Source organism: Shimia sediminis, from assembly GCF_003990645.1.
Classification (GTDB): Bacteria; Pseudomonadota; Alphaproteobacteria; order Rhodobacterales; family Rhodobacteraceae; genus Shimia; species Shimia sediminis.
The window spans coordinates 119,084-139,074 of sequence record NZ_RYZK01000003.1 but is presented as its reverse complement, the minus strand read 5'-3'; the positions used below and the strand labels follow the sequence as shown (position 1 = coordinate 139,074).

The 19,991-nt window shown below is 61.3% G+C and carries 19 protein-coding genes; 10 read left to right on the top strand and 9 right to left on the bottom strand.

Annotation, left to right across the window (positions count from 1 at the left end):
- Positions 1-86: 86 nt before the first annotated feature.
- Entirely contained in the window at positions 87-1,268 is a 1,182-nt protein-coding gene (locus tag EK369_RS08630; protein WP_235871375.1) for an anaerobic sulfatase maturase, read from the top strand.
- Here the strand turns inward: EK369_RS08630 and EK369_RS08625 are convergent.
- The 4 genes from EK369_RS08625 to EK369_RS08610 form a co-directional block, all read right to left on the bottom strand.
- Positions 1,265-2,254: a 4Fe-4S dicluster domain-containing protein gene (locus tag EK369_RS08625; protein ID WP_127113546.1), complete on the bottom strand. Its 990-nt coding sequence runs from the start codon at positions 2,252-2,254 to the stop codon at positions 1,265-1,267. The two genes, EK369_RS08630 and EK369_RS08625, sit on opposite strands and share 4 nt — an antisense overlap.
- A 176-nt stretch (positions 2,255-2,430) precedes the next feature.
- Positions 2,431-2,844 carry a thioredoxin family protein gene (locus EK369_RS08620; protein ID WP_127113545.1) on the bottom strand — a complete coding sequence of 138 codons (414 nt, stop codon included), beginning with the start codon at positions 2,842-2,844 and terminating at the stop codon, positions 2,431-2,433.
- A gap of 15 nt (positions 2,845-2,859) precedes the next feature.
- Entirely contained in the window at positions 2,860-3,573 is a 714-nt protein-coding gene (locus EK369_RS08615; protein WP_127113543.1) for a cytochrome c biogenesis CcdA family protein, read from the bottom strand.
- Positions 3,574-3,630: 57 nt separating this feature from the next.
- Positions 3,631-4,506 carry a DMT family transporter gene (locus tag EK369_RS08610; protein WP_127113541.1) on the bottom strand — a complete coding sequence of 292 codons (876 nt, stop codon included), beginning with the start codon at positions 4,504-4,506 and terminating at the stop codon, positions 3,631-3,633.
- Between the two features lie 125 nt (positions 4,507-4,631).
- On the opposite strand from EK369_RS08610, the gene EK369_RS08605 reads away from it, so the two are divergent.
- The 3 genes from EK369_RS08605 (at position 4,632) to EK369_RS08595 (ending at position 7,057) form a co-directional block, all read left to right on the top strand.
- Positions 4,632-5,858 (top strand): MFS transporter, encoded by a 1,227-nt coding sequence (locus tag EK369_RS08605; RefSeq protein ID WP_127113540.1) that lies wholly within the window; start codon positions 4,632-4,634, stop codon positions 5,856-5,858.
- Positions 5,855-6,229 carry a VOC family protein gene (locus EK369_RS08600; protein ID WP_127113538.1) on the top strand — a complete coding sequence of 125 codons (375 nt, stop codon included), beginning with the start codon at positions 5,855-5,857 and terminating at the stop codon, positions 6,227-6,229. The genes EK369_RS08605 and EK369_RS08600 overlap by 4 nt, the downstream gene beginning before the upstream one ends.
- Before the next feature lie 141 nt (positions 6,230-6,370).
- Positions 6,371-7,057, top strand: a complete 687-nt coding sequence (locus EK369_RS08595) for a Crp/Fnr family transcriptional regulator (protein WP_127113536.1) — start codon at positions 6,371-6,373, stop codon at positions 7,055-7,057.
- Positions 7,058-7,142: 85 nt separating this feature from the next.
- Here EK369_RS08595 and EK369_RS08590 read toward each other — a convergent pair whose 3' ends face one another.
- The 3 genes from EK369_RS08590 to ade all read right to left on the bottom strand — a co-directional run bounded on the left by EK369_RS08590 (position 7,143) and on the right by ade (position 10,997).
- Positions 7,143-7,430 (bottom strand): HU family DNA-binding protein, encoded by a 288-nt coding sequence (locus EK369_RS08590; protein ID WP_127113534.1) that lies wholly within the window; start codon positions 7,428-7,430, stop codon positions 7,143-7,145.
- Positions 7,431-7,710: 280 nt separating this feature from the next.
- Positions 7,711-9,189, bottom strand: coding sequence for an AMP nucleosidase (locus EK369_RS08585; protein ID WP_127113532.1), 1,479 nt, complete (start codon positions 9,187-9,189; stop codon positions 7,711-7,713).
- Positions 9,186-10,997, bottom strand: a complete 1,812-nt coding sequence (gene ade / locus EK369_RS08580; RefSeq protein WP_127113530.1) for an adenine deaminase — start codon at positions 10,995-10,997, stop codon at positions 9,186-9,188. Before ade ends, EK369_RS08585 begins: the two co-directional genes overlap by 4 nt.
- 72 nt (positions 10,998-11,069) lie before the next feature.
- On the opposite strand from ade, the gene EK369_RS08575 reads away from it, so the two are divergent.
- Positions 11,070-11,489: a VOC family protein gene (locus EK369_RS08575; RefSeq protein WP_127113528.1), complete on the top strand. Its 420-nt coding sequence runs from the start codon at positions 11,070-11,072 to the stop codon at positions 11,487-11,489.
- Positions 11,490-11,795: 306 nt separating this feature from the next.
- Here EK369_RS08575 and EK369_RS08570 read toward each other — a convergent pair whose 3' ends face one another.
- Positions 11,796-12,677: a LysR family transcriptional regulator gene (locus EK369_RS08570; protein WP_127113526.1), complete on the bottom strand. Its 882-nt coding sequence runs from the start codon at positions 12,675-12,677 to the stop codon at positions 11,796-11,798.
- 107 nt (positions 12,678-12,784) lie between these two features.
- Between EK369_RS08570 and EK369_RS08565 the strand changes: the two genes are divergently transcribed.
- The 3 genes from EK369_RS08565 (at position 12,785) to EK369_RS08555 (ending at position 15,541) form a co-directional block, all read left to right on the top strand.
- Complete coding sequence (locus EK369_RS08565) at positions 12,785-13,540, top strand: class II aldolase and adducin N-terminal domain-containing protein (protein WP_127113524.1); 756 nt, start codon at positions 12,785-12,787, stop codon at positions 13,538-13,540.
- 70 nt (positions 13,541-13,610) lie between these two features.
- Positions 13,611-14,579, top strand: coding sequence for a sterol desaturase family protein (locus EK369_RS08560; protein WP_127114053.1), 969 nt, complete (start codon positions 13,611-13,613; stop codon positions 14,577-14,579).
- A complete protein-coding gene (locus tag EK369_RS08555; RefSeq protein ID WP_127113522.1) occupies positions 14,576-15,541 on the top strand; it encodes a sterol desaturase family protein in 966 nt (321 codons plus the stop codon). The genes EK369_RS08560 and EK369_RS08555 overlap by 4 nt, the downstream gene beginning before the upstream one ends.
- Here EK369_RS08555 and EK369_RS08550 read toward each other — a convergent pair.
- Positions 15,538-16,479 carry a GlxA family transcriptional regulator gene (locus tag EK369_RS08550; RefSeq protein ID WP_127113520.1) on the bottom strand — a complete coding sequence of 314 codons (942 nt, stop codon included), beginning with the start codon at positions 16,477-16,479 and terminating at the stop codon, positions 15,538-15,540. The genes EK369_RS08555 and EK369_RS08550 overlap by 4 nt on opposite strands.
- A gap of 76 nt (positions 16,480-16,555) precedes the next feature.
- On the opposite strand from EK369_RS08550, the gene EK369_RS08545 reads away from it, so the two are divergent.
- Positions 16,556-17,719, top strand: a complete 1,164-nt coding sequence (locus tag EK369_RS08545; RefSeq protein ID WP_127113518.1) for an acyl-CoA dehydrogenase family protein — start codon at positions 16,556-16,558, stop codon at positions 17,717-17,719.
- A 105-nt stretch (positions 17,720-17,824) separates the two neighbouring features.
- Entirely contained in the window at positions 17,825-19,855 is a 2,031-nt protein-coding gene (locus tag EK369_RS08540; RefSeq protein WP_127113516.1) for an acetate--CoA ligase family protein, read from the top strand.
- Positions 19,856-19,991 lie beyond the last annotated feature (136 nt).

Here is a 19,991-nt window from a genome sequence, read left to right as displayed (position 1 = left end):
TTCTTTTGCCTGAACCGTGGTTTGACCCTAGATGTAGCGAACCACCGCGCACCGAGGACAGCATGCACCCGAAACCCTTTCACATCATGGCCAAACCAATGGGGCCGCGCTGTAACATCGCTTGCGAGTATTGTTATTACCTTGAAAAGGAAAAACAATTTCCGCAGGAGAAGAAATTCAAGATGGGCGATGACGTGCTGGAGACCTATATCCGGCAGCTGATTGAAACCTCGCTCGAGGGCGGCATGGCCGAGGTGCCTTTTGCCTGGCAGGGGGGTGAGCCGACGATGTTGGGCGTCGATCACTTTCGCAAGATCGTGGCGCTGCAACAAAAGCATACGCCCAAGGGGGTGAAGGTCACCAACGCCTTTCAGACCAACGGAATCTTGTTGGATGATGACTGGGGTACCTTCCTGAAAGAAAACAACTTTCTTGTTGGGATCAGCATTGATGGACCCAAGAAAGTGCATGATCGCTATCGGGTTGACCGTCAACAACGGCCCACTTTTGACTCAGTGATGCGTGGGCTTGAGGTGCTGCAACGTCACGAGGTTGAGCATAACGCCCTGACAGTTGTGAATCGGGGCAACGGCGGTAAAGGCAAAGAAGTTTACAAGTTTATCAAGAGCTTAGGGATCGACTTTATCCAGTTCATTCCAATCGCCGAGCGCAACGCAGCCACCGGTGACGGGCTGGCGGCAGCACCGCAGGTGGACATGGACCCCGGCAACACCGTGACCAAGTGGAGCGTCAGCCCGCGCGCCTATGGCAAGTTCCTGTGTGACGTCTTTGACACCTGGTGGGCCAACGACATCGGCAAGATTTTTGTGCAGTATTTCGATGTGCAACTGGGGCTTTGGATGGGCATGCCCAGCACGCTTTGTGTCTATGCCGAGACCTGCGGCAACGGGCTGGCGGTGGAACATGACGGCAGTCTTTATGCCTGTGACCATTTTGTTTACCCCGAGTATCGTCTTGGAAACATTATGGAAAATCCACTGCGCGAGATGGTCTGGACGGATCGGATGGAGGATTTTGGTCAGGCGAAAAAGACCGATCTGACCCAGCAATGCCAGTCCTGCCAATTCCGCTTTGCCTGTAACGGCGGCTGTCCGAAACAGCGCTTTGCCACGTCCAAAGATGGTGAGGCGGGGCACAACTATTTCTGCGAGAGCTACACGATGTTCTTCCGCCACGCTGGCGAGCGGATGCAGCGCATGGTGCGCACGCTGCAGGCTGGCAGACCGGCGGCGGACGCGGCGCGCTAACCTTCGTTTTCGAGCCGCTCGGCTCGCCGCGCGAGCTTGGCGGCAAGGTTGGGTCCGACGCCGGGCCGGGACCACGGACAGACCGCGATACAGATCGCACAGCCATGGGTCTGGTTGAAGAACGGCAGGCATTTGTCAAAGTTGACGTACCACTTTGACTTTCCTCTAACCATTTGTTTTTCCTGAAATATCGCCTCTGGCGGACAGGCGTCTTCGCAGATTTTGCAGCTGGCGCAAAACCCATCGATGCCCGCATCCACGGCCGGGGTTGGGGCGAAGGGGGCGTTGGTGAGGACGGCGGAGAGGCGGAAGGAAGAGCCATAGGTGGGGTTGATGATCGAGCCGTGTTTGCCCAATTCGCCAAACCCCGCGGAAAGGGCTGCGGGGATCATCAAAAGCGCGCCGGACATCGGGCCGGTGATCGGTTCGGCGTCCCAGCCCTGTTCGCGCAGCCAGCCTGCGACGGTCTTGGCAGCGGCGGCGGCACGGCCATATTGCGCCATGACCTCAAGCCCGGCGGCAGGATCGGGCGCTTGTGATATTTCGCCATAATCGTGCACAACGCCCAGAACAATGACGCGAGACTGGGTGATCTCGTGGCCTTCCATGATCCAATCACCGCGCACTTCGGCCACGCCAGCGAGTTCGCAATCCCCAGATTCAATGAATTGTGTCAGTGAGTTAGTCCATCCCTCGGGACTGTTTTGCACAATCTCAGGCGCGACAGCAGGCAGGGGCGCGTCAAGAACCTCTTGCCGTTTGGCGCGGGCCTCGGCAAAGGCAGGGACTTTGGCGCTTTGGCCATAAAAGTACATCTGCAGATCGCCATGCGGGATGTCTGGCGGGTTCGGCGCCCAGTAGATCATGCGCACAGGCCGGGGCGTTTCCTCGCCCAGTCCGTTGACGTCATTCCCCGAAATCTCGGGGAACACAGCCATCTGTTCGGGGTCTGGCGTGAACGGGCGATGTGGGTTTTCTCGGGCCATGGCGCAAGCGTAGCGGCCCACGGCGGGCTGGCAAGGATTTGTTAACCTGGCGGGCCGGATTCCGCAAAATGACCAAGTTGTACAACATTTTTTCGGGCCACTGCCCATGTTGTACAACATTTTTCAGGGGGTATACCCAAGTTGTACAACATGGGTATTTCACTGGAATCGGGCGATCAGGCGCTCATCGCGGCGGTCAGGGCGGTGTCCATCAGCGCCTTGATGTCGGCCTTGGATGTGCCGGCCACGATGCGGCCCAATTCGTCCTTGCCCTTTAGAACGACAAGGGTCGAGCGGCGCGGAATTTTCAAGGCGCGGGACAGGTCGGCGTCAGAATACTCGTCCCAGTCGACATCCACGAAGACGATGTTTTTCTCGTAGGCGGGATTCTCGGATTTCAGCGCATTGATGACACGTTCCTGCGCGGCACATGTGGTGCACCAGTCGGTTTTGAAATCCAGAAACACGGTGTCGCCCGCATCAAGGTGCTTTTGCACGAGGCCGGGGGTGTAGTTGGCTGCCGCCACTGCAACGCCGGGCAGGGCCACGGCGGCTGCGGTCGACAGAATGAGAAAGTCACGACGGTTCATGGGTAGGTCTCCTGTTTAGACGGATACGGAAAGATCGATCAGCCAGGCAGGCAGCACGGACAGCAGCCAGGCCTCGAGCATGTGGTGGACGTTGAGCAAAAGCATCAGGCCAACGGCGACAAAGACGATGCCCATCACCGGGCGCGCGGCAACGGCGATGCGGCGCATCAGGGCCTGACGCTTCATCAGCGCGGACCGTGCGCCATAGCCCAGCGCAAGGATGATGGTGGACACACCAAGGGCAAAGAACACCATGATCGCCGCAGCCCATCCAAGGCTCTGCCCCTGACTGGCCAGCGAGATGGCACCGCCAAGGGTGGGACCGACGCAAGGGCTCCAGACCGCACCCAAGAGCATGCCTCCAAGGAACTGGCCACGCAGGGTTTTGCGGTCGACAGTGTCCAGACCGGCGTCTGCACTGGCCGCGACCCCGGCGGTGGCGGTGGAAAACGCGGCGGAAAAACGTGGCACCAGCAGGATCAGGCCAAAGCCGATCATCAGAACCGCACCGGCGCGGGCGATGTCCTGTTCATTCAGGCCAAGGGCATAGCCAAAGGTGGTCACGGCCATGCCAAGGGTCACAAAACTGAGGCTCATGCCTGCCGCCAACACCAGCGGCCCGTGGCGGCTGGCCTGCAGCGATGTGGCCAGAACGATGGGCAGGACCGGCAGAACGCAAGGGTTGATGAGGGTCAGAAGCCCCGCGATATAGGCAAAGACGAGTTCCATGCCCCTTGTGTGGCGCGTTTGGAATGTGTTGTCAGTACAAAGACCTCTGACAGGTCATCACTTGGGCGTGTTGGATTGTTTCGAAAGCTGCACGGCAAGGATACCGGCGGCAATGATGACAACGCCGATGACATCCATCATCCTCAGGTCCTCGCCCAGGATCACGGCCGCGACAGCAACCCCGAAAAAGGGGTTGAGAAAGTGGAAGGTCGCCGCCTTGACCGCGCCGATACGGGCCACAAGGGCAAACCAGATCCACGTCGCCAGCAGCCCCGGCGCGAGGATCGTATAGGTCAGCGCGGTCAGCATGCGTGCGTTCCAGTTGAACACCCAGGTTTCAAAGATCAGCGAGGCCACGAACAGCACGGCGGCCCCGACGAACATCTGCAGGCCGACGATCATCATCATGTTGCCACCCGACGAGGCGCCGCGCACCATCAACGTGGCCACCGCCAGCGCAATGGCGCCAATCACGCAATAGGCAAGACCAAGAAGATCAACACCGGTCCCCATGCGTGCGCCCATGATGATCACCACGCCCGCAAACCCAAGGGCAAGGCCAAAGGCCGCCATCGGACGCAGGCGTTCACGCAGGATGGCCCAGCCGATAAAGGCCACGATCAGCGGCATGGTCGAAGCTACGATCGAAGCCAGGGACGCCTCGACCGTGGTCATGGCCAGAAAGTTCAGGCCAAGATAAAGCGCGTTTTGGCAGAGGCCAAAGATCAGCGTCGCCCGCCACTGGTCACGGGTCAGATGCCACGTCTGGCCCAGCGCGCGGGCAATGGCGACGCCGATGATGCCGGCAATGGCAAACCGGATGGCCGAGATGGCGAAAGGCGGCGCATCCGCCACGATGATCCGCGCCGAGGTAAAGGCCGAGGACCAGATAAAGGCAAACAAGAGCCCCATCCCAATTGCGCGGAAATCCATGACCTGTCTCACATGTTAAGTTTCGCGCGATGTAAGCCTATTCCACCGGGGTCTGCAACGCGCATGTCGCAGCTCATGTCGCGATTGTGCTTGCGGTGTGAAGAAACCACAGGCAAGCCAGAGACATGAGAGCAGATGGTTTCCTTCGCGCCAATGCGCCGTTCCTTGCGGCGGGTGCCCTGATGACGTTCATGTCCAGTTTCGGGCAGACGTTTTTTATCAGCATCTTTGCCGGGGAAATTCGCGCGGAATTTGGGCTGAGCCACGGGGAATGGGGTGGCATCTATATGATCGGCACCAGTGTCTCGGCGGTGGTGATGATCTGGGCGGGCGTGCTGACGGATCATTTCCGGGTGCGGGTGTTGGGGCCGGTGATCCTGATGGGGCTGGCCCTGGCCTGTCTGGTGATGGCGACCAACCAATGGGCCTGGGCGCTGGTGGGGGTGATCTTTGCCCTGCGGTTCTTTGGGCAGGGCATGAGCACCCATATCGCGGTGGTCGCCATGGCGCGCTGGTTCGTGGCCACGCGGGGACGGGCCCTGTCGGTGGCGAACCTCGGGTTTTCGCTGGGAGAGGCGTTGCTGCCGGTGTTGTTCGTGGCGCTGATGGTGGTTGTGGACTGGCGCCTCTTGTGGGCCGTGGCGGCGGCGGTCAGCCTGTTGGGCATCCCGGTGCTGGCGTGGCTGCTGGGCAAAGAGCGCACGCCGGGTCAGTTCATTGAGAGCAGCGCCAGTCTCGGCATGCAGAACCGGCATTGGACACGGACCGAGGCCCTGCGCCATCCCTTGTTCTGGGTCATGGTGCCTTCGATCCTGGGCATGTCGGCCTTTGGCACGGCGTTCTTTTTCCATCAGGTGCATTACGCGGCCCTAAAGGGCATGAGCCACGTGCAGCTGGTCGCGTTTTTTCCGGTGTTCACGGCCATGTCGATCGGGTCGATGGTGGCCACGGGCTGGGCACTGGACCGTCTTGGCACCGCGCGGCTGATCCCGTTTTACCTGTTCCCGGCGGCCATCGGGTTCCTGTTCTTTGCGCTGACGGGCGGCAGTCTGGGCCTGTTTGTGGGGCTGTTTTTCTTTGCGCTTTCAGCCGGGGCCAATGCCACGCTGCCCAATGCCTTTTGGGCCGAGTTCTATGGCACCGCCCATATCGGCGCGATCAAGGCGCTGGCGGCGGCGGTGATGGTGCTGGGATCGGCCATCGGGCCGGGATTGACGGGTGTGCTGATTGACCTGGGCCTTGAGCTGGGCCCGCAATACATCGGTGTGGCGGTCTATTTCGTGATGACCACGCTGGTGTTGATGTGGGGTGTCAAACGCTCTGCACGCGACCTGCCACAGGAGGGCGGATGATGGAGATAACGGGCCAGATTACGGGCCAGATCACCTGGGTCTACACGCATGACCTTGTGGCCTCGGTGGCCTTTTACCGCGACGCGCTGGGATTGCCCGTGTGGCGCGATGCCGGGGCGGCGGTGATTTTCGAACCCCTGCCCGGCGCAAAGATCGGCGTGTGTACGGCGTTTGAGGATCGGGTGGTCGAGCCAGCGGGCAGCATGATCACCCTGCTGACGGACGACGTGGACGGCTGGTATGACCGTCTGGTTGCCGCAGGGACCACAGTGAAAGGGCCGCCGGAAAAGCTGGAACGCTTCGGCATCTACAGTTTCTTCTGCGAAGACCCGAGTGGCTATACTATTGAAATTCAAAAATTTATTTCCTGAGGCTGGGAGCGATCTGCCCACCAAAGAAAATCAAACAAGTGCGTAAAGCCCCTATTTTTCGCCGGCCTTGATCTGCCTCAAGTCGCAATTCACCACACTTGCGTAGTGTTTTAGTTCACACTTGAAGGAAAATCGCCCGCAATGGCCAGCTCTCTGACACATCTCGTTGACGCAAGCGCATTGCTGCGTGCGCTGTCTCCTCAGGTGCGCGAGTGTCTGCTGGGGCGGGCGCGAACACGCACCCTGTCCAGTGGCGAGACACTGTCCATCCAAGGCGAGCAGGCAGGCACGTTGAAGATCGTCGTCCGGGGCTGGGTCAAAGTGTACCGGGTCAGCGAAAACGGTCACGAAGCGGTTCTGTCAACCTTGGGCCGGGGCGAAAGCTTTGACGAGGTGCCCGCCATGACGGGGGGCGTCGCGGCCAACGGTGCCGAGGTGATTTCGGATTGTGAGGTCCTGATGCTGGATCTGTCGGATATCTGCTCGTGTAAAAACGCCCGTGCCGAACTTGCCACTGCCGTTATGACCGCCGCCCAGGGACACCTGGACAATATGACCAGCCAGATCGAAAGCCTGAAGGTCAAGACCGCCACCCGTCGGCTGGGTGAATACCTGCTGGACCTGACTGAACAAAATGGTGGTGGTGGCAGCGTCGCCCTGCCATTTGGCAAAGTGGTCCTGGCCGGATTGCTGGGGATCAAACCGGAAAGTCTGTCGCGCGCCTTTGCTCGTTTGAAACCGGTGGGGGTGCAAAGCGAATTGCGCGCCGTTCGGATCAAAGACCCAGTCGCTTTGCGGGAATGGACCGAGCGTCAGGCGGCTGGGTAAGCATCCCGCTTTCACGGCGCCCAAATCCCCCAAACAAAAAGGGTCGCCCCAAGGCGACCCTTTCCGTAATTCAGTAAGCGAAAGCTTAGCCGTTGACGCTGTCTTTCAGCGCTTTGGCGATGGTCATTTTGACCACTTTGTCGGCTTCTTTCTTGATCTGCTCACCGGTGGCCGGGTTGCGAACCATGCGCTCGGGGCGCTCGCGGCAGTAGATCTTGCCAACGCCGGGCAGGGTCACTGCACCGCCACCCGAAACTTCGCGGGTGATCAGGGCGCAAACGGCTTCCAATGCGGCAGCAGCGGATTTCTTGTCGGTGCCCATGTCATCGGCCAGTGCGGCGACGAGTTGGGTCTTGGTCATCGGTTTTGCCATTATAGGTCTCCTTAGTCTGCCCGATTTGTAGGGCCTCGTGTCGGGCATTTAACGGGATATGGTGTGTGAACACAACGAATAGTGGTTGCGAAAACCCCTTTTTTTGCGGATTTCCACCGATTTTTTGACCAAATGGGTCAAATCCGCTGACTGACCTCGGGGAAACCAGCACGTTTTGGCCTAGTCTTGGGACCGCTGGTGTTGGTGCTGCACCCGGAACCGCCAAGTTTTTATGGGCGTTTCCGAGTCAGGGGGCAAGGCAAAACACCCGGAATATGCGCTACAGGAACGCGGTTTCGTCAAAGCTGCGCAGTTTCCGGGAATGCAGGCGTTCCAGCGGCATATCGCGCAGGGCCTCCATCGCGCGGATGCCGATCATCAGGTGACGGGCCACCTGGGTCTGATAGAAATCCGAGGCCATGCCGGGCAGTTTCAATTCGCCGTGCAGCGGTTTGTCCGAGACACAGAGCAGCGTGCCATAGGGCACCCGGAACCGAAATCCGTTGGCCGCGATCGTCGCGCTTTCCATATCCAGTGCGATGGCGCGCGATTGTGACAGACGCTGGACCGGCCCGGACTGATCCCGCAGTTCCCAGTTGCGGTTGTCGATGGTGGCGACGGTGCCGGTGCGCATCACACGCTTGAGGTCATAGCCCTTGAGGTCAGTCACCGAGGCCACCGCCTGTTCCAGCGCAATCTGCACCTCGGCGAGCGCCGGGATCGGCACCCAGACGGGCAGGTCGTCATCCAGCACGTGATCTTCGCGCAGGTAAGCGTGGGCGAGGACAAAATCCCCCAGTGACTGCGAGTTTCTGAGGCCCGCACAGTGCCCGACCATGACCCATGCATGGGGCCGCAACACGGCGATGTGGTCGGTGGCGGTTTTGGCGTTCGAAGGGCCGACGCCGATATTCACCAGCGTAATGCCCGAGCCATCGGCGCGCTTCAGGTGATAGGTCGGCATCTGCGGTTGTTTCGGCACCTGTGGGATCAGCGTGTCACCGTCGGTGATCTCGACATTGCCGGTGCTGACAAAGGCGGTGTAGCCGCTGGTGGGATCATTTAGCTGCTCGCGCGCAAAGGCTTCGAATTCCGAGACATAGAATTGGTAGTTGGTGAACAGCACGTGGTTCTGAAAATGCTCGGCATCCGTGGCCGTATAATGGCTGAGCCGGGCCAGCGAATAGTCCACGCGCTGCGCCGTAAAGGGCGCAAGCGGCGCGCTGCCATCCTCGGAGACAAAGGTGCCGTTGACGATATCGTCATTGGTGGTCGACAGAACCGGCACGTCAAACACGTCGCGCAGGGTGAAGGCGGTGGCGCCCTCTTGTGGCACGGTCAGGTTGGTTTCCCCCGAAACGGCGAAATGTACCGGGATCGGCGTGGTCGAAGGGCCGATGATGACGGGCGCATTGTGGTTACAGACCAACAGGTCGATCTGTTGCTCGAGATAGCTGCGAAACAGGTCGGGCCGGGTGATCGTGGCCACATGGGTTCCCGGCTCGGCCACATGCCCAAAGCTGAGGCGCGAGTCGACCTGGGCAAAGCTGGTCGTGGTGATGCGGATCTCGGGGTAAAAGGCGCGAAAGCGTTTTTCCTTGGGTCCGCTTTCCAGCACAAGGCGAAACTTGTCACACAAAAAGGTGGTCGCGGCCTGGTAAAGCTGTTCCAGCCGGTCGACGGCGGCCTTTGGGTCGGTAAAGGCCTCGGGCGCGGGCAGTGTCGGGGTGACGACGCGGGCGTCTTTTTGCGGGGTCATTCAGCGGGCTCCAAAAGGTCGATGCGTTCAAAGGTTCTGACATCGACGATGCCGAGATCGGAAATGCGCAGCTCGGGGATGACCACGAGGGCCAAGAGCGAATGCTGCATATAGGCGTTGTTGAGCGTGCAGCCACAGGCCTCCATCGCCTCGACCATCTTTTGCGCCCGTGCCGCGACCTCTTGCGCCGGGCTGTCGGACATGAGGCCGGCAATGGGCAGTTCGACCATGGCAATCTCTTGCCCGTCCTTGAAGACGGTGACACCACCGCCCACCTCGCCCAGCCGGTTCGCCGCCAGCGCCATGTCGGCGCGGCTGGTGCCGACCACGATCATGTGGTGGCTGTCATGGGCCACGGTCGACGCCATGGCCATGTTGCCAGTGTAGCCAAAGCCGGAGACAAACCCGTTGGTCACATCGCCTGTGGCGCGGTGACGCTCGACCAGCGCGATCTGGCAGATGTCTTGCGCAAGCTCCTCGGTCTCTGCGAGCCCTCCTCGCACCGGGATGCGTTCCTGCAGCGCCTTGGTCGGGGCCTGATTTTCGACCACACCAATGACGTTGGCGATGACCTCGGTGGCACCTGCCGGGGCGGGAATCTCGAAATCTTTGGCGGTCAGGGTCTTACCCAGATGCACGGTGTTACGGGCAGTGTCGGGCCAGTTGTAATGCGGGCAGTCGATGGTGATCTGGCCGTCGCGGGCCACGGTCCGACCCCGCGCAATGACATGTTCAATGGGCAGATCGGTCAGGTCACTGGTCAGGATCACATCCGCGCGCCGTCCGGGTGCAATCGAGCCCAGTTCACGCTCCAGTCCAAAGTGTGTCGCGGTGTTGATCGTCGCCATTTGCAAGGCAATCACCGGGTCACAGCCGCAGGCAATGGCATGGCGCACCACACGGTTCATATGGCCTTCATGCACCAGCGTGCCGGAATGGCAATCGTCGGTGCAGAGGATGAAACTGCGCGGATCAAGCCCCTTTTCCGTCACGGCGGTGATCTGGGTTTCGACGTCATACCAGGCACTGCCCAGCCGCATCATCGAGCGCATGCCCTGCCGCACGCGGGCGATGGCATCCGCCTCGCAGGTGCCTTCGTGGTCATCCGCCGGGCCACCCGCCGCATAGGCGTGGAACGCGGGGCCAAGGTCGGGGCTGGCGTAATGCCCACCCACGGTTTTCCCGGCATTCTGCGTGGCGGCGATCTCGGCCAGCATCTGTTGCGAACCGTTCACCACACCGGGAAAGTTCATCATTTCCCCCAGACCGATGATGCCCGGCCACTGCATGGCCTCGGCCACATCGTCGGGTCCGATCTCGTACCCCGTGGTTTCCAGCCCCGGCGCCGAGGGGGCGCAGGACGGCATCTGGGTAAAGATGTTGACCGGCTGCATCAGCGCCTCGTCATGCATCATGCGCACGCCATCAAGGCCCAGCACATTGGCGATCTCATGCGGATCGGTGAACATCGACGTGGTGCCATGAGGGATCACCGCGCGGGCAAATTCGGCCGGGGTCAGCATGCCGCTTTCGATATGCATATGGGCATCGCAGAGGCCGGGGATCATGAAACGCCCGTTGGCTTCGATGATCTCGGTATTGTCGCCAATGCAATGGCTGGCATCCGGGCCGACATAGGCAATACGGCCCTCGGCCATGGCGATATCCGAGTGGGGCAGAATTTCGCGGGTGTGGACGTTGACCCATTGGCCCTTGCGGATCACGGTGTCTGCAGGCGCGCGACCGGCGGCCACGGCGACGAGACGGGGGGCACATTCGGCCCAGGTTTTGATTGAGGTTTGCTCCATAGCGCACGTTGACATGTGCAGGGGCGAGGATCAAGCTCGGGACGAATGAAGGTTTTGCGAAAGGTGTTTTAGATGGATTTTGAAACTGTCAAAGCGGCGGAGTTCGGCGCCTCGTTACGCGGCATCGGGCTGAACCTTCTGGTGCGGGACGTTCCGGCTCTTTGTGCCATGTTAGAGACTGTTTTTGACATGACATCCCATCAGGTGACCCCGGATTTCGCCATCGTGACCTATGGCGATCAGGTGTTTCAGATCCATGCGGATGGCACCTATCATTCCCACCCCCTGTTGGGCCTGCTGCCCGAGTCCGGCGTGCGTGGCGCAGGCGTGGAAATCCACCTCTATGACACCGACCCGGATGACGCGGTGCAGCGCGGCGAGGCCGCAGGCATGCATGTGTTGGCCGCAGCCGCCGACAAACCTCACGGGTTGCGCGAAGCCTATCTGATGTGTCTAAACGGCTATGCCTGGGTGGCCTCGCGTCCGCTGTAACAGGGGGCCAGCCCCCGTCGCCCATGGCGACTCCCCCGGGATATTTTTGGCCAAAAGAAGCAAGGGTTTCTTAACCACACTGCTGTTTACTCGTGCGGCGGTACAGGCGGGGACGCCGATGGCCGCGCCAGGAGAAGCTCCCCGGCCCAGCGGCTGGGGAGAACCCCTGGGGTTCTTTTGGCCAAAAGTATCCTGGGGTGAATGGGCCATCGGCCCAGAGGGGCAAGGCCCCTCAATAGGCTCAGCTCTGCTGAGCCACGCCCAACGAGGGCGCATCGCGCCAGCGATGTGATCGAGGCGGGAGAGCTACCTGCTACCAGAATCCTCCAACGCAATCTCTTCGATCAACCAGTCGGAAAACAGCCGCGCCGCCGGGATGTCGCGCGCGTGGGGGGCGATCATCAGGTAATAGGCCTCTTGCATGGCGACGCGGTGTTCAAACGGCGCCACCAGCTTGCCCTCGGCGATCAGGCCGGCGGCGATGGTGTCATGGGCCAGCGCGACGCCGCCCCCGGCCGCGGCCACGGCCATGCTGACCGAGTAGGTCGTGCAATAGGTGACATGGGGGTTCGGCCACTCCAGCGCCTGATCTTCGGCCCAGGAGGGCCAGTTGCACATCAGGTTGGCGCAGTCGTAGAGCGGATGCTTTGCGAGGTCCGTCAGACGGGCCGCGTAGCCCGGCGCTGTCACCGGGTAGTAGTGATCCTGCCGGATCAGGCGCGCATCAAGGTGTTGCGCGGGGCGCAGGGAGTAGCGGATTTCCACGTCCGCGCCTTCGGCCATGTCGCGCGGCTCCCACAGTTCGGTGCGAATGCTCAGCTGCACCTCGGGGTGGCGCGCGTGAAACCGGCCCAGTCGCGGCGCCAGCCAGTGGATGGCAAAGGTGATGTTGCTTTGCACCTGCAGGACCTGCTCCTGTGGTCCCAGCACCGCGCGGGTGCCACGGGTCAGGGTGCGAAAGGCCTCGCGCACCACGGGCAGGTACATGAGTCCCGTCGGCGTCAGCTCGAGCGTGCGCGGGCGGCGGTGAAACAGCGGCGTGCCCAGATGCCCTTCGAGCGATTTGATTTGCTGGCTGACGGCGCTTTGGGTCATGTGCAGTTCACCGGCGGCATCGGTGAAGGACAGGTGCCGTGCCGCGGCCTCGAAGGCGCGCAACCAGTTCAGCGGCGGCAGGGTATTCTGCATTTGCATAATCCACACATTAGTTTGACTTATGAGATAGCCGCGTTTTTTTCGTTGGTAAAGCCGCGCGGGCCACGGCAAGTCATGAACAGAACAAGGAGATATCCCTGATGAGCGTGACAGACCTTCGCCCCAACCTCGATTACTGGCAGGAACGTGTGGACATGGCCGCGGCCTTTCGCTGGACCGCCCGGCTGAACCTGCATGAAGGCGTTGCCAACCACTTTTCGCTGTCGGTGAATGACGACGGCACCAAGTTCCTGATGAACCCCAACCAGGTGCATTTCAGCCGGATCAAGGCGAGCGATCTGTTGTTGCTGGACGCCAACGACCCGGACGTTCTAAGCAAACCCGGTGCACCCGATCCGACCGCCTGGGGTCTGCATGGCAGCATTCACCGCTATTGTGGCCATGCGCGTTGCGCCATGCATGTGCATTCGATCCACGCCACGGTTCTGGCCAGCCTCGCGGACAGCCGCATGCCGCCGATCGATCAGAACACCGCGACCTTTTACAATCGACACGTCATCGACGAAGAGTTTGGCGGGCTGGCGTTTGAATCCGAAGGCAAGCGGTGCGCCGCCATGCTGACCGACCCCAAGGTCAAGACCATGATCATGGGCAATCACGGTGTCATGGTGATCGGCGATACCGTCGCCGAGACCTTTAACCGGCTCTATTATTTCGAGCGCGCCGCCGAGACCTATATCCGTGCGCTGCAAACCGGCCAGCCCTTGCGCGTGCTGAGCGACGAGATTGCCGAGAAGACCGCACAAGAGCTCGAGGATTACCCCGAGCAGGATGTGCGCCATCTGGCCGAGTTAAAGGCGATCCTTGACGACGAACAGTCAAATTACGCGAGTTAAGCCGGAATAGAGACTGTTATTGTCCCATAAGGGAGGATTGGAATTGAGCGAACTGCCCCCATTGCAGGACATGAGCCGCGAATGGAATTACCACCCCGAACTGCCCCTGCATGACCCGTCGATCTTTCACTGGCCGCCGCGGCCTGCGCATCTTTTGCGCTGGGTTGCGCACAACTGGCTGACCCTGAGCGAGCGGGTGATGATGGTGGTCCTCGCCGTGCTGTTGTGGCTGTTTGTCTACCCCTCGCTTGAGGTGGCGCAGAGCTTTGCCCCGGGTTGGATCGCGCAGGTCTGGGTGGCGAATTTCCTGTTGATCGCGGCCTCGGCCGGCGGCTTGCACTGGTTCTTTTACATGCGCAAAGGACAGGGCAAAAAGCTCAAGTTCGAGCACCGCGATCAGGGCAGGAACAACAAGCTCTGGGATTTCAGCGATCAGGTCAAAGACAACATGTTCTGGTCGCTGGGGTCCGGCGTGGCGCAGCTGACCGGGTTTCAGGTGGTGACCATGTGGCTGATGGCCAACGGCTATGCGCCGACCATCACCTTTGCCAGCGCGCCGGTCTGGTTTGTCCTGTGGCTGGTGCTGATTCCGATCTGGTCGGCGTTTCACTTTTACTGGGTGCACCGGCTGCTGCATCAGCCGTTCCTCTACAAGCGCGTGCATGCCCTGCATCATCGCAACGTCAATATCGGGCCGTGGTCCGGGTTCTCGATGCACCCGGTTGAGCATTTTATCTACCTGTCTTCGCTCTGCATCCATTGGGTCGTGGCAAGCCATTCGATCCACCTGTTCTTTCACGTGGTGTTTCAGGGGCCCGGCGCGGCGATGACCCACACCGGCTATGAGGATCTTTTGATCCGCGACAAGCGTCGGCTGGCGCTGGGGACATTTTACCACCAGCTGCATCACCGCTATTATGAGTGCAACTATGGCAATCAGGAGATGCCCTGGGATCGCTGGTTCGGCACCTTCCATGACGGATCGACCGAGGCCACGACCGAAACCCGGGCGCGCAAAAAGCGGATGCATGCCCGTTGAGTGATCGCAAAGAGTGGAACTATACCCCTGAGCTGCCGCTTGGGGTGAATCCGCTGTTCCAGAGGCCCTGGAAACCGGTCGAGATTTTCCGCTGGTACTGGGACAGCTGGTTTCCACTCTCGATCAACCTTGGCATCGTGGCGCTGGCCTGTCTCAGCTACGTCTACGCCAGTCCGACGCTGGAGCAAGCCACCACGCCGGGGCTGTGGATCGGGCTGATCTGGCTGCGCAACTGCATCCTGGCCACGGTGCTGGCCCATGGGCTGCACATGGTGTTTCACCGCTATGCCCTGCAAGGCACCGAGCACAAATTCGACCCGCGCCCCTATCCCCGCGACGGCCGTATCTTTAGTTTCGGCAACCAGCTGCGCGACAATATCTTTTGGGCCATCGCCTCAGGCGTCACGATCTGGAGCGGTTACGAGGCGCTGATCTGGTGGTCGATGGCAAATGGCTATGCCCCAACCCTAACGTGGGCGCAAAACCCGGTCTGGTTCGTGGTGATCTTTTTCCTCATCCCGATCTGGGAGAGTTTCTATTTCTACTGGATTCACAGGGTGTTACACTCGGACCTCTTTTACCGGTTCCACGCCCTGCACCATCGAAACACCGACATCGGCCCGTGGTCGGGGCTAAGCATGCATCCGGTGGAGCACCTGTTCTATTTCGGCACCGTCTTTGTGCATTTCCTCCTGCCCACACACCCCGTGCACCTGATCTGCCATCTGATGTTCTATGGCCTTTACGCCATCATCACCCACACCGGGTTCGAAGGGGTCTGGGCAGGCGGGCGCAAACGCCTGCATCTGGGCAACTTCCACCACCAGCTGCACCACCGCTATTTCGAGGTGAACTATGGCACGCTGGAAATCCCGTGGGACAAGCTGTTTGGCACGTTTCACGATGGCTCGCCCGAGGGCAAAGCGATGATGCGCGAACGGCTGAAAACCCGAAAGCGCTAGCCCCGGCGCAATTGCTGCGGGGTTGTCGCGAACTCGGCCTTGAACGCGCGGGTCATGGCAGCGGGTGTCTCATAGCCCGTGCGCAACGCAATCTCGGACACAGTCAGATCGGTCTCGGTCACCAGCTTGCGGGCGAGGGTCAGTCGCAGGCGGCGATAGACCCGCTGCGGCGTCGCCCCGAGGTCCGCCATCATCCGCACCTCGAGCGCCTTTTGCGTGCGTCCCACGCGGCGGGCGATCTCGGCAATGGGCAATGGCTCTTCCAGATGCTCCTGCATCACCGCCAGCGCCCGGTTGACCACCCGGCTGGCCGCCCCTGCCCCACCCGCATGGCTGCGCGCGGAATCGCGGGTCATGAAGAGCTGCGAGACCTCTAACGCCAGCGCCTGTCCGTGATCCCGCCCGATCATGTGCAACACCAGATCAAAGGCCGCCATGGCCCCGGAACAGGTGATCCGATCCCGGTCAATCACGAAACGCTCGCGCCGCGTGTCAACCTCGGGAAAGCGTTCCTCGAACCCGGTCAACTCTTCCCAGTGGATCGTGGCCTGATGCCCGTCCAGCAACCCCGCTTCGGCCAGGAGCCAGCTGCCCGTGTCCAGACCCGCCATCGCGGCGAACCGCTGAGACGCCGCACGCAAAGCCGTCTGAACCTGCCACCCCGTATAGCTTTGGAACCCGTATGACGGCATCACGGCCAGCACATCCCCCGACGCCTCGGCCAGCCGCTGATGCGGCGCCACCTGCAACCCGCTGGAGCTTTGGGCATTCTGCCCGCTCAGCGTCAGGAACTGCCATTGATACAATGCCTGCCCCGACAGCATATTGGCCGCACGCAGGGGTTCGACAGTGTTGGCAAGACAATGGTTGGAGAACCCATCAAACAGCAGCACGCCGAATTGCTGCGTGGCAGCATAAGTTTTGGCCCATCTTTGCATGTATTTCTTCTAATTTCGCATGATACGGGTCGTCAAGCCGCCTAATCCTGACTGAAACCGCAATTGGAGCGCGCCCATGCAATTTGGAATGACCGAAGAACAGGCCATGATCGTCGACACGACGCGGGCCTTTGTCGAGAACGAACTTTACCCGCACGAGCTGGAAGTGGAACGCACCGGCCATCTTGATATGGACCTTGTGCGCGAGATCCAGAAAAAGGCGATGGAGGCCGGGCTATACGCGGCCAACATGCCCGAAGAGGTGGGCGGCGCGGGTCTCGATACGCTGTCATGGCTGCTCTACGAAAAGGAACTGGGCCGCGCCAATTATGCGCTGCACTGGACCGCTGTGGCACGGCCCTCGAACATCCTGCTGGCAGGCACTGAGGAGCAGAAGGAAAAGTATCTCTATCCTTGCATGAAGGGCGAGAAATGGGACTGTCTGGCGATGACCGAGCCAGGTGCCGGATCGGACCTGCGCGGCATGACCGCCAGCGCCCGCAAGGATGGCGATGACTGGATCCTGAACGGCACCAAGCATTTCATCAGCCACGCCGACATCGCCGATTTCTCGATTGTCTTCATGGCGACCGGCGAAGAGGACACCCCGCGCGGGCCCAAGAAAAAGATCACCGCGTTTTTTGTCGACAAGGGCACGCCGGGCTTTTCCGTGCGCGAAGGCTACAAGAATGTCAGCCACCGCGGCTATACCAACGCCGTACTGGAATTCGATGATTGCCGCCTGCCGTCCTCGGCGGTGCTGGGCGAGGTCGACAAGGGCTTCGAGGTTGCCAACACATGGCTCGGCGCCACCCGCCTGCAGGTTGCCGCCACCTGTCTGGGCCGCGCCGAACGCGCGCTGCAACACTCGGTCGAATACGCCGCCGAACGCAAACAGTTCGGCCAGCTGATCGGCAAGTTCCAGGGCATCTCGTTCAAGCTCGCCGATATGGCGCTGGAGCTGAAGGCCGCGAACCTGTTGACCTGGGAGGCCGGCTGGAAGTTCGATCAAGGCACCGTGACTGAGACCGACATGTCCATGGCCAAGCTGAAAGCCACCGAGATGCTGGCCTTTGTCGCGGATGAGGCGATCCAGATTCACGGCGGCATGGGGCTGATGGACGAGCTGCCGCTGGAACGCATCTGGCGGGATGCCCGCGTGGAGCGCATCTGGGAAGGCACCTCGGAAATTCAGCGCCACATCATCAGCCGCGAGCTGCTCCGCCCCTTGGGCGCATAAGATTTCATGCCTCCGGCGGGAGTACTTTTGGCGAAATGAAGCTTCATCTTGCTACAAATACTCCCGCCGGAGGCTTCTTTGGTTTCCGCAAGCACAAGGTGAGTGATGACACGCGATCTTTCGAGACTATTCCGCCCTAAAACCATCGCCGTGGTCGGTGGCGGCGCATGGTGCGCCCTGGTGATCGAACAGTGCCACAAGATGGGTTTTCAGGGCGACATCTGGCCCGTGCACCCCAAGGCGGACCAGGTGGGCGGCTTGCCTGCCTTCAAAGATGTCGGTGCCCTGCCCGAGGCGCCGGATGCGACCTTTATCGGTGTGAACCGCTTTGCCACAATCGACGTCGTGCGCGCCCTGTCGGCACGGGGCGCCGGGGGGGCCGTGTGTTTCGCCAGCGGGTTCCGCGAGGCCGCCGCCGAGGATGCCGAAGGCGAGGATCTGCAAGAGCAATTGCTGGACGCGGCAGGCGATATGCCGTTTCTGGGGCCCAACTGCTATGGCTTTGTGAACTATCTGGACGGCGCGCTTTTGTGGCCCGATCAGCACGGCGGCATAGCCTGCGACAAGGGCGTGGCGATTGTCACGCAAAGCTCAAACATCGCGATCAACATGACCATGCAGATGCGCGGCCTGCCGGTGGCCTATGTGGTCACCGCGGGCAATCAGGCGCAGTCAGGTGTCGCCCATATCGGCGAGGCGTTGCTGGACGATCCCCGCGTCACCGCGCTGGGGCTGCACATCGAAGGGTTCGGCGATCTGCGCGCGTTCGAGGCCCTGGCCGACAAGGCCCGCGCCCTGGGTAAGCCGATCATCGCGCTGAAGGTGGGCAAGTCCGATCAGGCCCAGGCCGCAACCGTGTCTCATACCGCCTCTCTCGCCGGGGGGGATGCGGGCGCCGAGGCGTTGCTCGGACGGCTGGGCATCCCGCGGCTCCATTCGATCCCGGATTTTCTGGAGACGCTGAAGCTGCTGCACGTCGTCGGGTGGCTGCCGTCGAACCGCCTCGCCTCGATCAGCTGTTCGGGGGGCGAGGCCAGTCTCGCCGCCGACACCGCCCATGGGCGCGGCGTGGTCTTTCCGCCGCTGAACGAGACGCAAAAGACCGACCTGCGCGCGGCCCTGGGGCCGATGGTGGCGCTGGCCAATCCGCTGGATTACCACACCTATATCTGGCGCGACGCCGAGGCGATGACACGGGCCTGGGGTGCGATGATGGACCCGTCGCTTGCCATGACCCTGTTGATTGTGGACTTTCCGCGCCCCGACCGCTGTGACCCGCGCGACTGGGATTGCGCGGTCAAAGCTGCCATCGGGGCCAAGACCGATCGCAACGCCAATGTGGCCGTCGTCGCGACCTTGCCAGAGCTGATCACCGAAGACATCGCCTCGGTCCTGATCGAGGCGGGCGTCGTGCCCTTTGCCGGGCTGGACGAAGCCATAGCCGCCTGCGAGGCGGCATCGCGCCCCCGCCCCGGCGAGACGCTTCCGGTTCTCCTCCCCACGGACAGCGTCTCGCCGGAATTGATCCCCGAGGCCGAGGCCAAGCGGCGGTTGGCATGGCACGGGCTGCGCACGCCGAACTTTAAACGCGTGACCTCGTCCAGCGCGGCGCGGGCCGCAGCGGTCGACATCGGCCCCCCTGTGGTGCTCAAGGGCGAAGGCATCGCCCACAAGACCGAAGCCGGGGCCGTGGCGCTGAACCTGATGTCGGGGCGCGAGGTCAGTGAAGCCGCCGACAGAATGCCGACCGACCACTTTCTTGTCGAAGAGATGGTGACAGGCGCTGTTGCAGAGTTGTTGATTGGTGTGGTCAAGGACCCCGCCCATGGCTTTGTCATGACCTTGGCCGCCGGCGGAACCCTGACCGAGGTGATGCAGGACAGCGCAAGTGTGCTGTTGCCCGCCACCGACGCGATGATCTCGGACGCTTTGGCCGCTTTGCGTATCTCAAAACTGCTCGACGGCTACCGTGGCGCGCCCGCAGCTGACCGCGACGCCCTGATGAAAGCCATCCGCGCGATCGAGGCCTATGTTCTTGCCAATGCCGAGGGTCTGGAAGAGATTGAGGTGAACCCCCTGCTCTGCACCCCCACCGACGCGGTGGCCGCAGATGCCCTGATGCGGCGAAAGGACTAGACCCTCATGCGCACGATCGGCACCTTGAATTGCGACGACATCGGGATATCCGGCATGCTCTGCGGTGCTGCTGTCCGGTGCGGCATCCCTGCGGGTACAGACCCTAACTTTGACCTTTTTACCCTTTCTGGAGATC

Coding starts and splice junctions, on each gene's coding strand:
- EK369_RS08590 (WP_127113534.1), bottom strand. CDS start 7,430: ATGGCAAAACCGATGACCAAGACCCAACTCGTCGCCGCACTGGCCGAT.
- EK369_RS08610 (WP_127113541.1), bottom strand. CDS start 4,506: ATGGATTTCCGCGCAATTGGGATGGGGCTCTTGTTTGCCTTTATCTGG.
- EK369_RS08625 (WP_127113546.1), bottom strand. CDS start 2,254: ATGGCCCGAGAAAACCCACATCGCCCGTTCACGCCAGACCCCGAACAG.
- EK369_RS08575 (WP_127113528.1), top strand. CDS start 11,070: ATGGATTTTGAAACTGTCAAAGCGGCGGAGTTCGGCGCCTCGTTACGC.
- EK369_RS08595 (WP_127113536.1), top strand. CDS start 6,371: ATGGCCAGCTCTCTGACACATCTCGTTGACGCAAGCGCATTGCTGCGT.
- EK369_RS08545 (WP_127113518.1), top strand. CDS start 16,556: ATGCAATTTGGAATGACCGAAGAACAGGCCATGATCGTCGACACGACG.
- EK369_RS08550 (WP_127113520.1), bottom strand. CDS start 16,479: ATGCAAAGATGGGCCAAAACTTATGCTGCCACGCAGCAATTCGGCGTG.
- EK369_RS08630 (WP_235871375.1), top strand. CDS start 87: ATGGCCAAACCAATGGGGCCGCGCTGTAACATCGCTTGCGAGTATTGT.
- EK369_RS08570 (WP_127113526.1), bottom strand. CDS start 12,677: ATGCAGAATACCCTGCCGCCGCTGAACTGGTTGCGCGCCTTCGAGGCC.
- EK369_RS08540 (WP_127113516.1), top strand. CDS start 17,825: ATGACACGCGATCTTTCGAGACTATTCCGCCCTAAAACCATCGCCGTG.
- EK369_RS08615 (WP_127113543.1), bottom strand. CDS start 3,573: ATGGAACTCGTCTTTGCCTATATCGCGGGGCTTCTGACCCTCATCAAC.
- EK369_RS08585 (WP_127113532.1), bottom strand. CDS start 9,189: ATGACCCCGCAAAAAGACGCCCGCGTCGTCACCCCGACACTGCCCGCG.
- EK369_RS08605 (WP_127113540.1), top strand. CDS start 4,632: ATGAGAGCAGATGGTTTCCTTCGCGCCAATGCGCCGTTCCTTGCGGCG.
- EK369_RS08600 (WP_127113538.1), top strand. CDS start 5,855: ATGATGGAGATAACGGGCCAGATTACGGGCCAGATCACCTGGGTCTAC.
- EK369_RS08560 (WP_127114053.1), top strand. CDS start 13,611: ATGAGCCGCGAATGGAATTACCACCCCGAACTGCCCCTGCATGACCCG.
- EK369_RS08620 (WP_127113545.1), bottom strand. CDS start 2,844: ATGAACCGTCGTGACTTTCTCATTCTGTCGACCGCAGCCGCCGTGGCC.
- ade (WP_127113530.1), bottom strand. CDS start 10,997: ATGGAGCAAACCTCAATCAAAACCTGGGCCGAATGTGCCCCCCGTCTC.
- EK369_RS08565 (WP_127113524.1), top strand. CDS start 12,785: ATGAGCGTGACAGACCTTCGCCCCAACCTCGATTACTGGCAGGAACGT.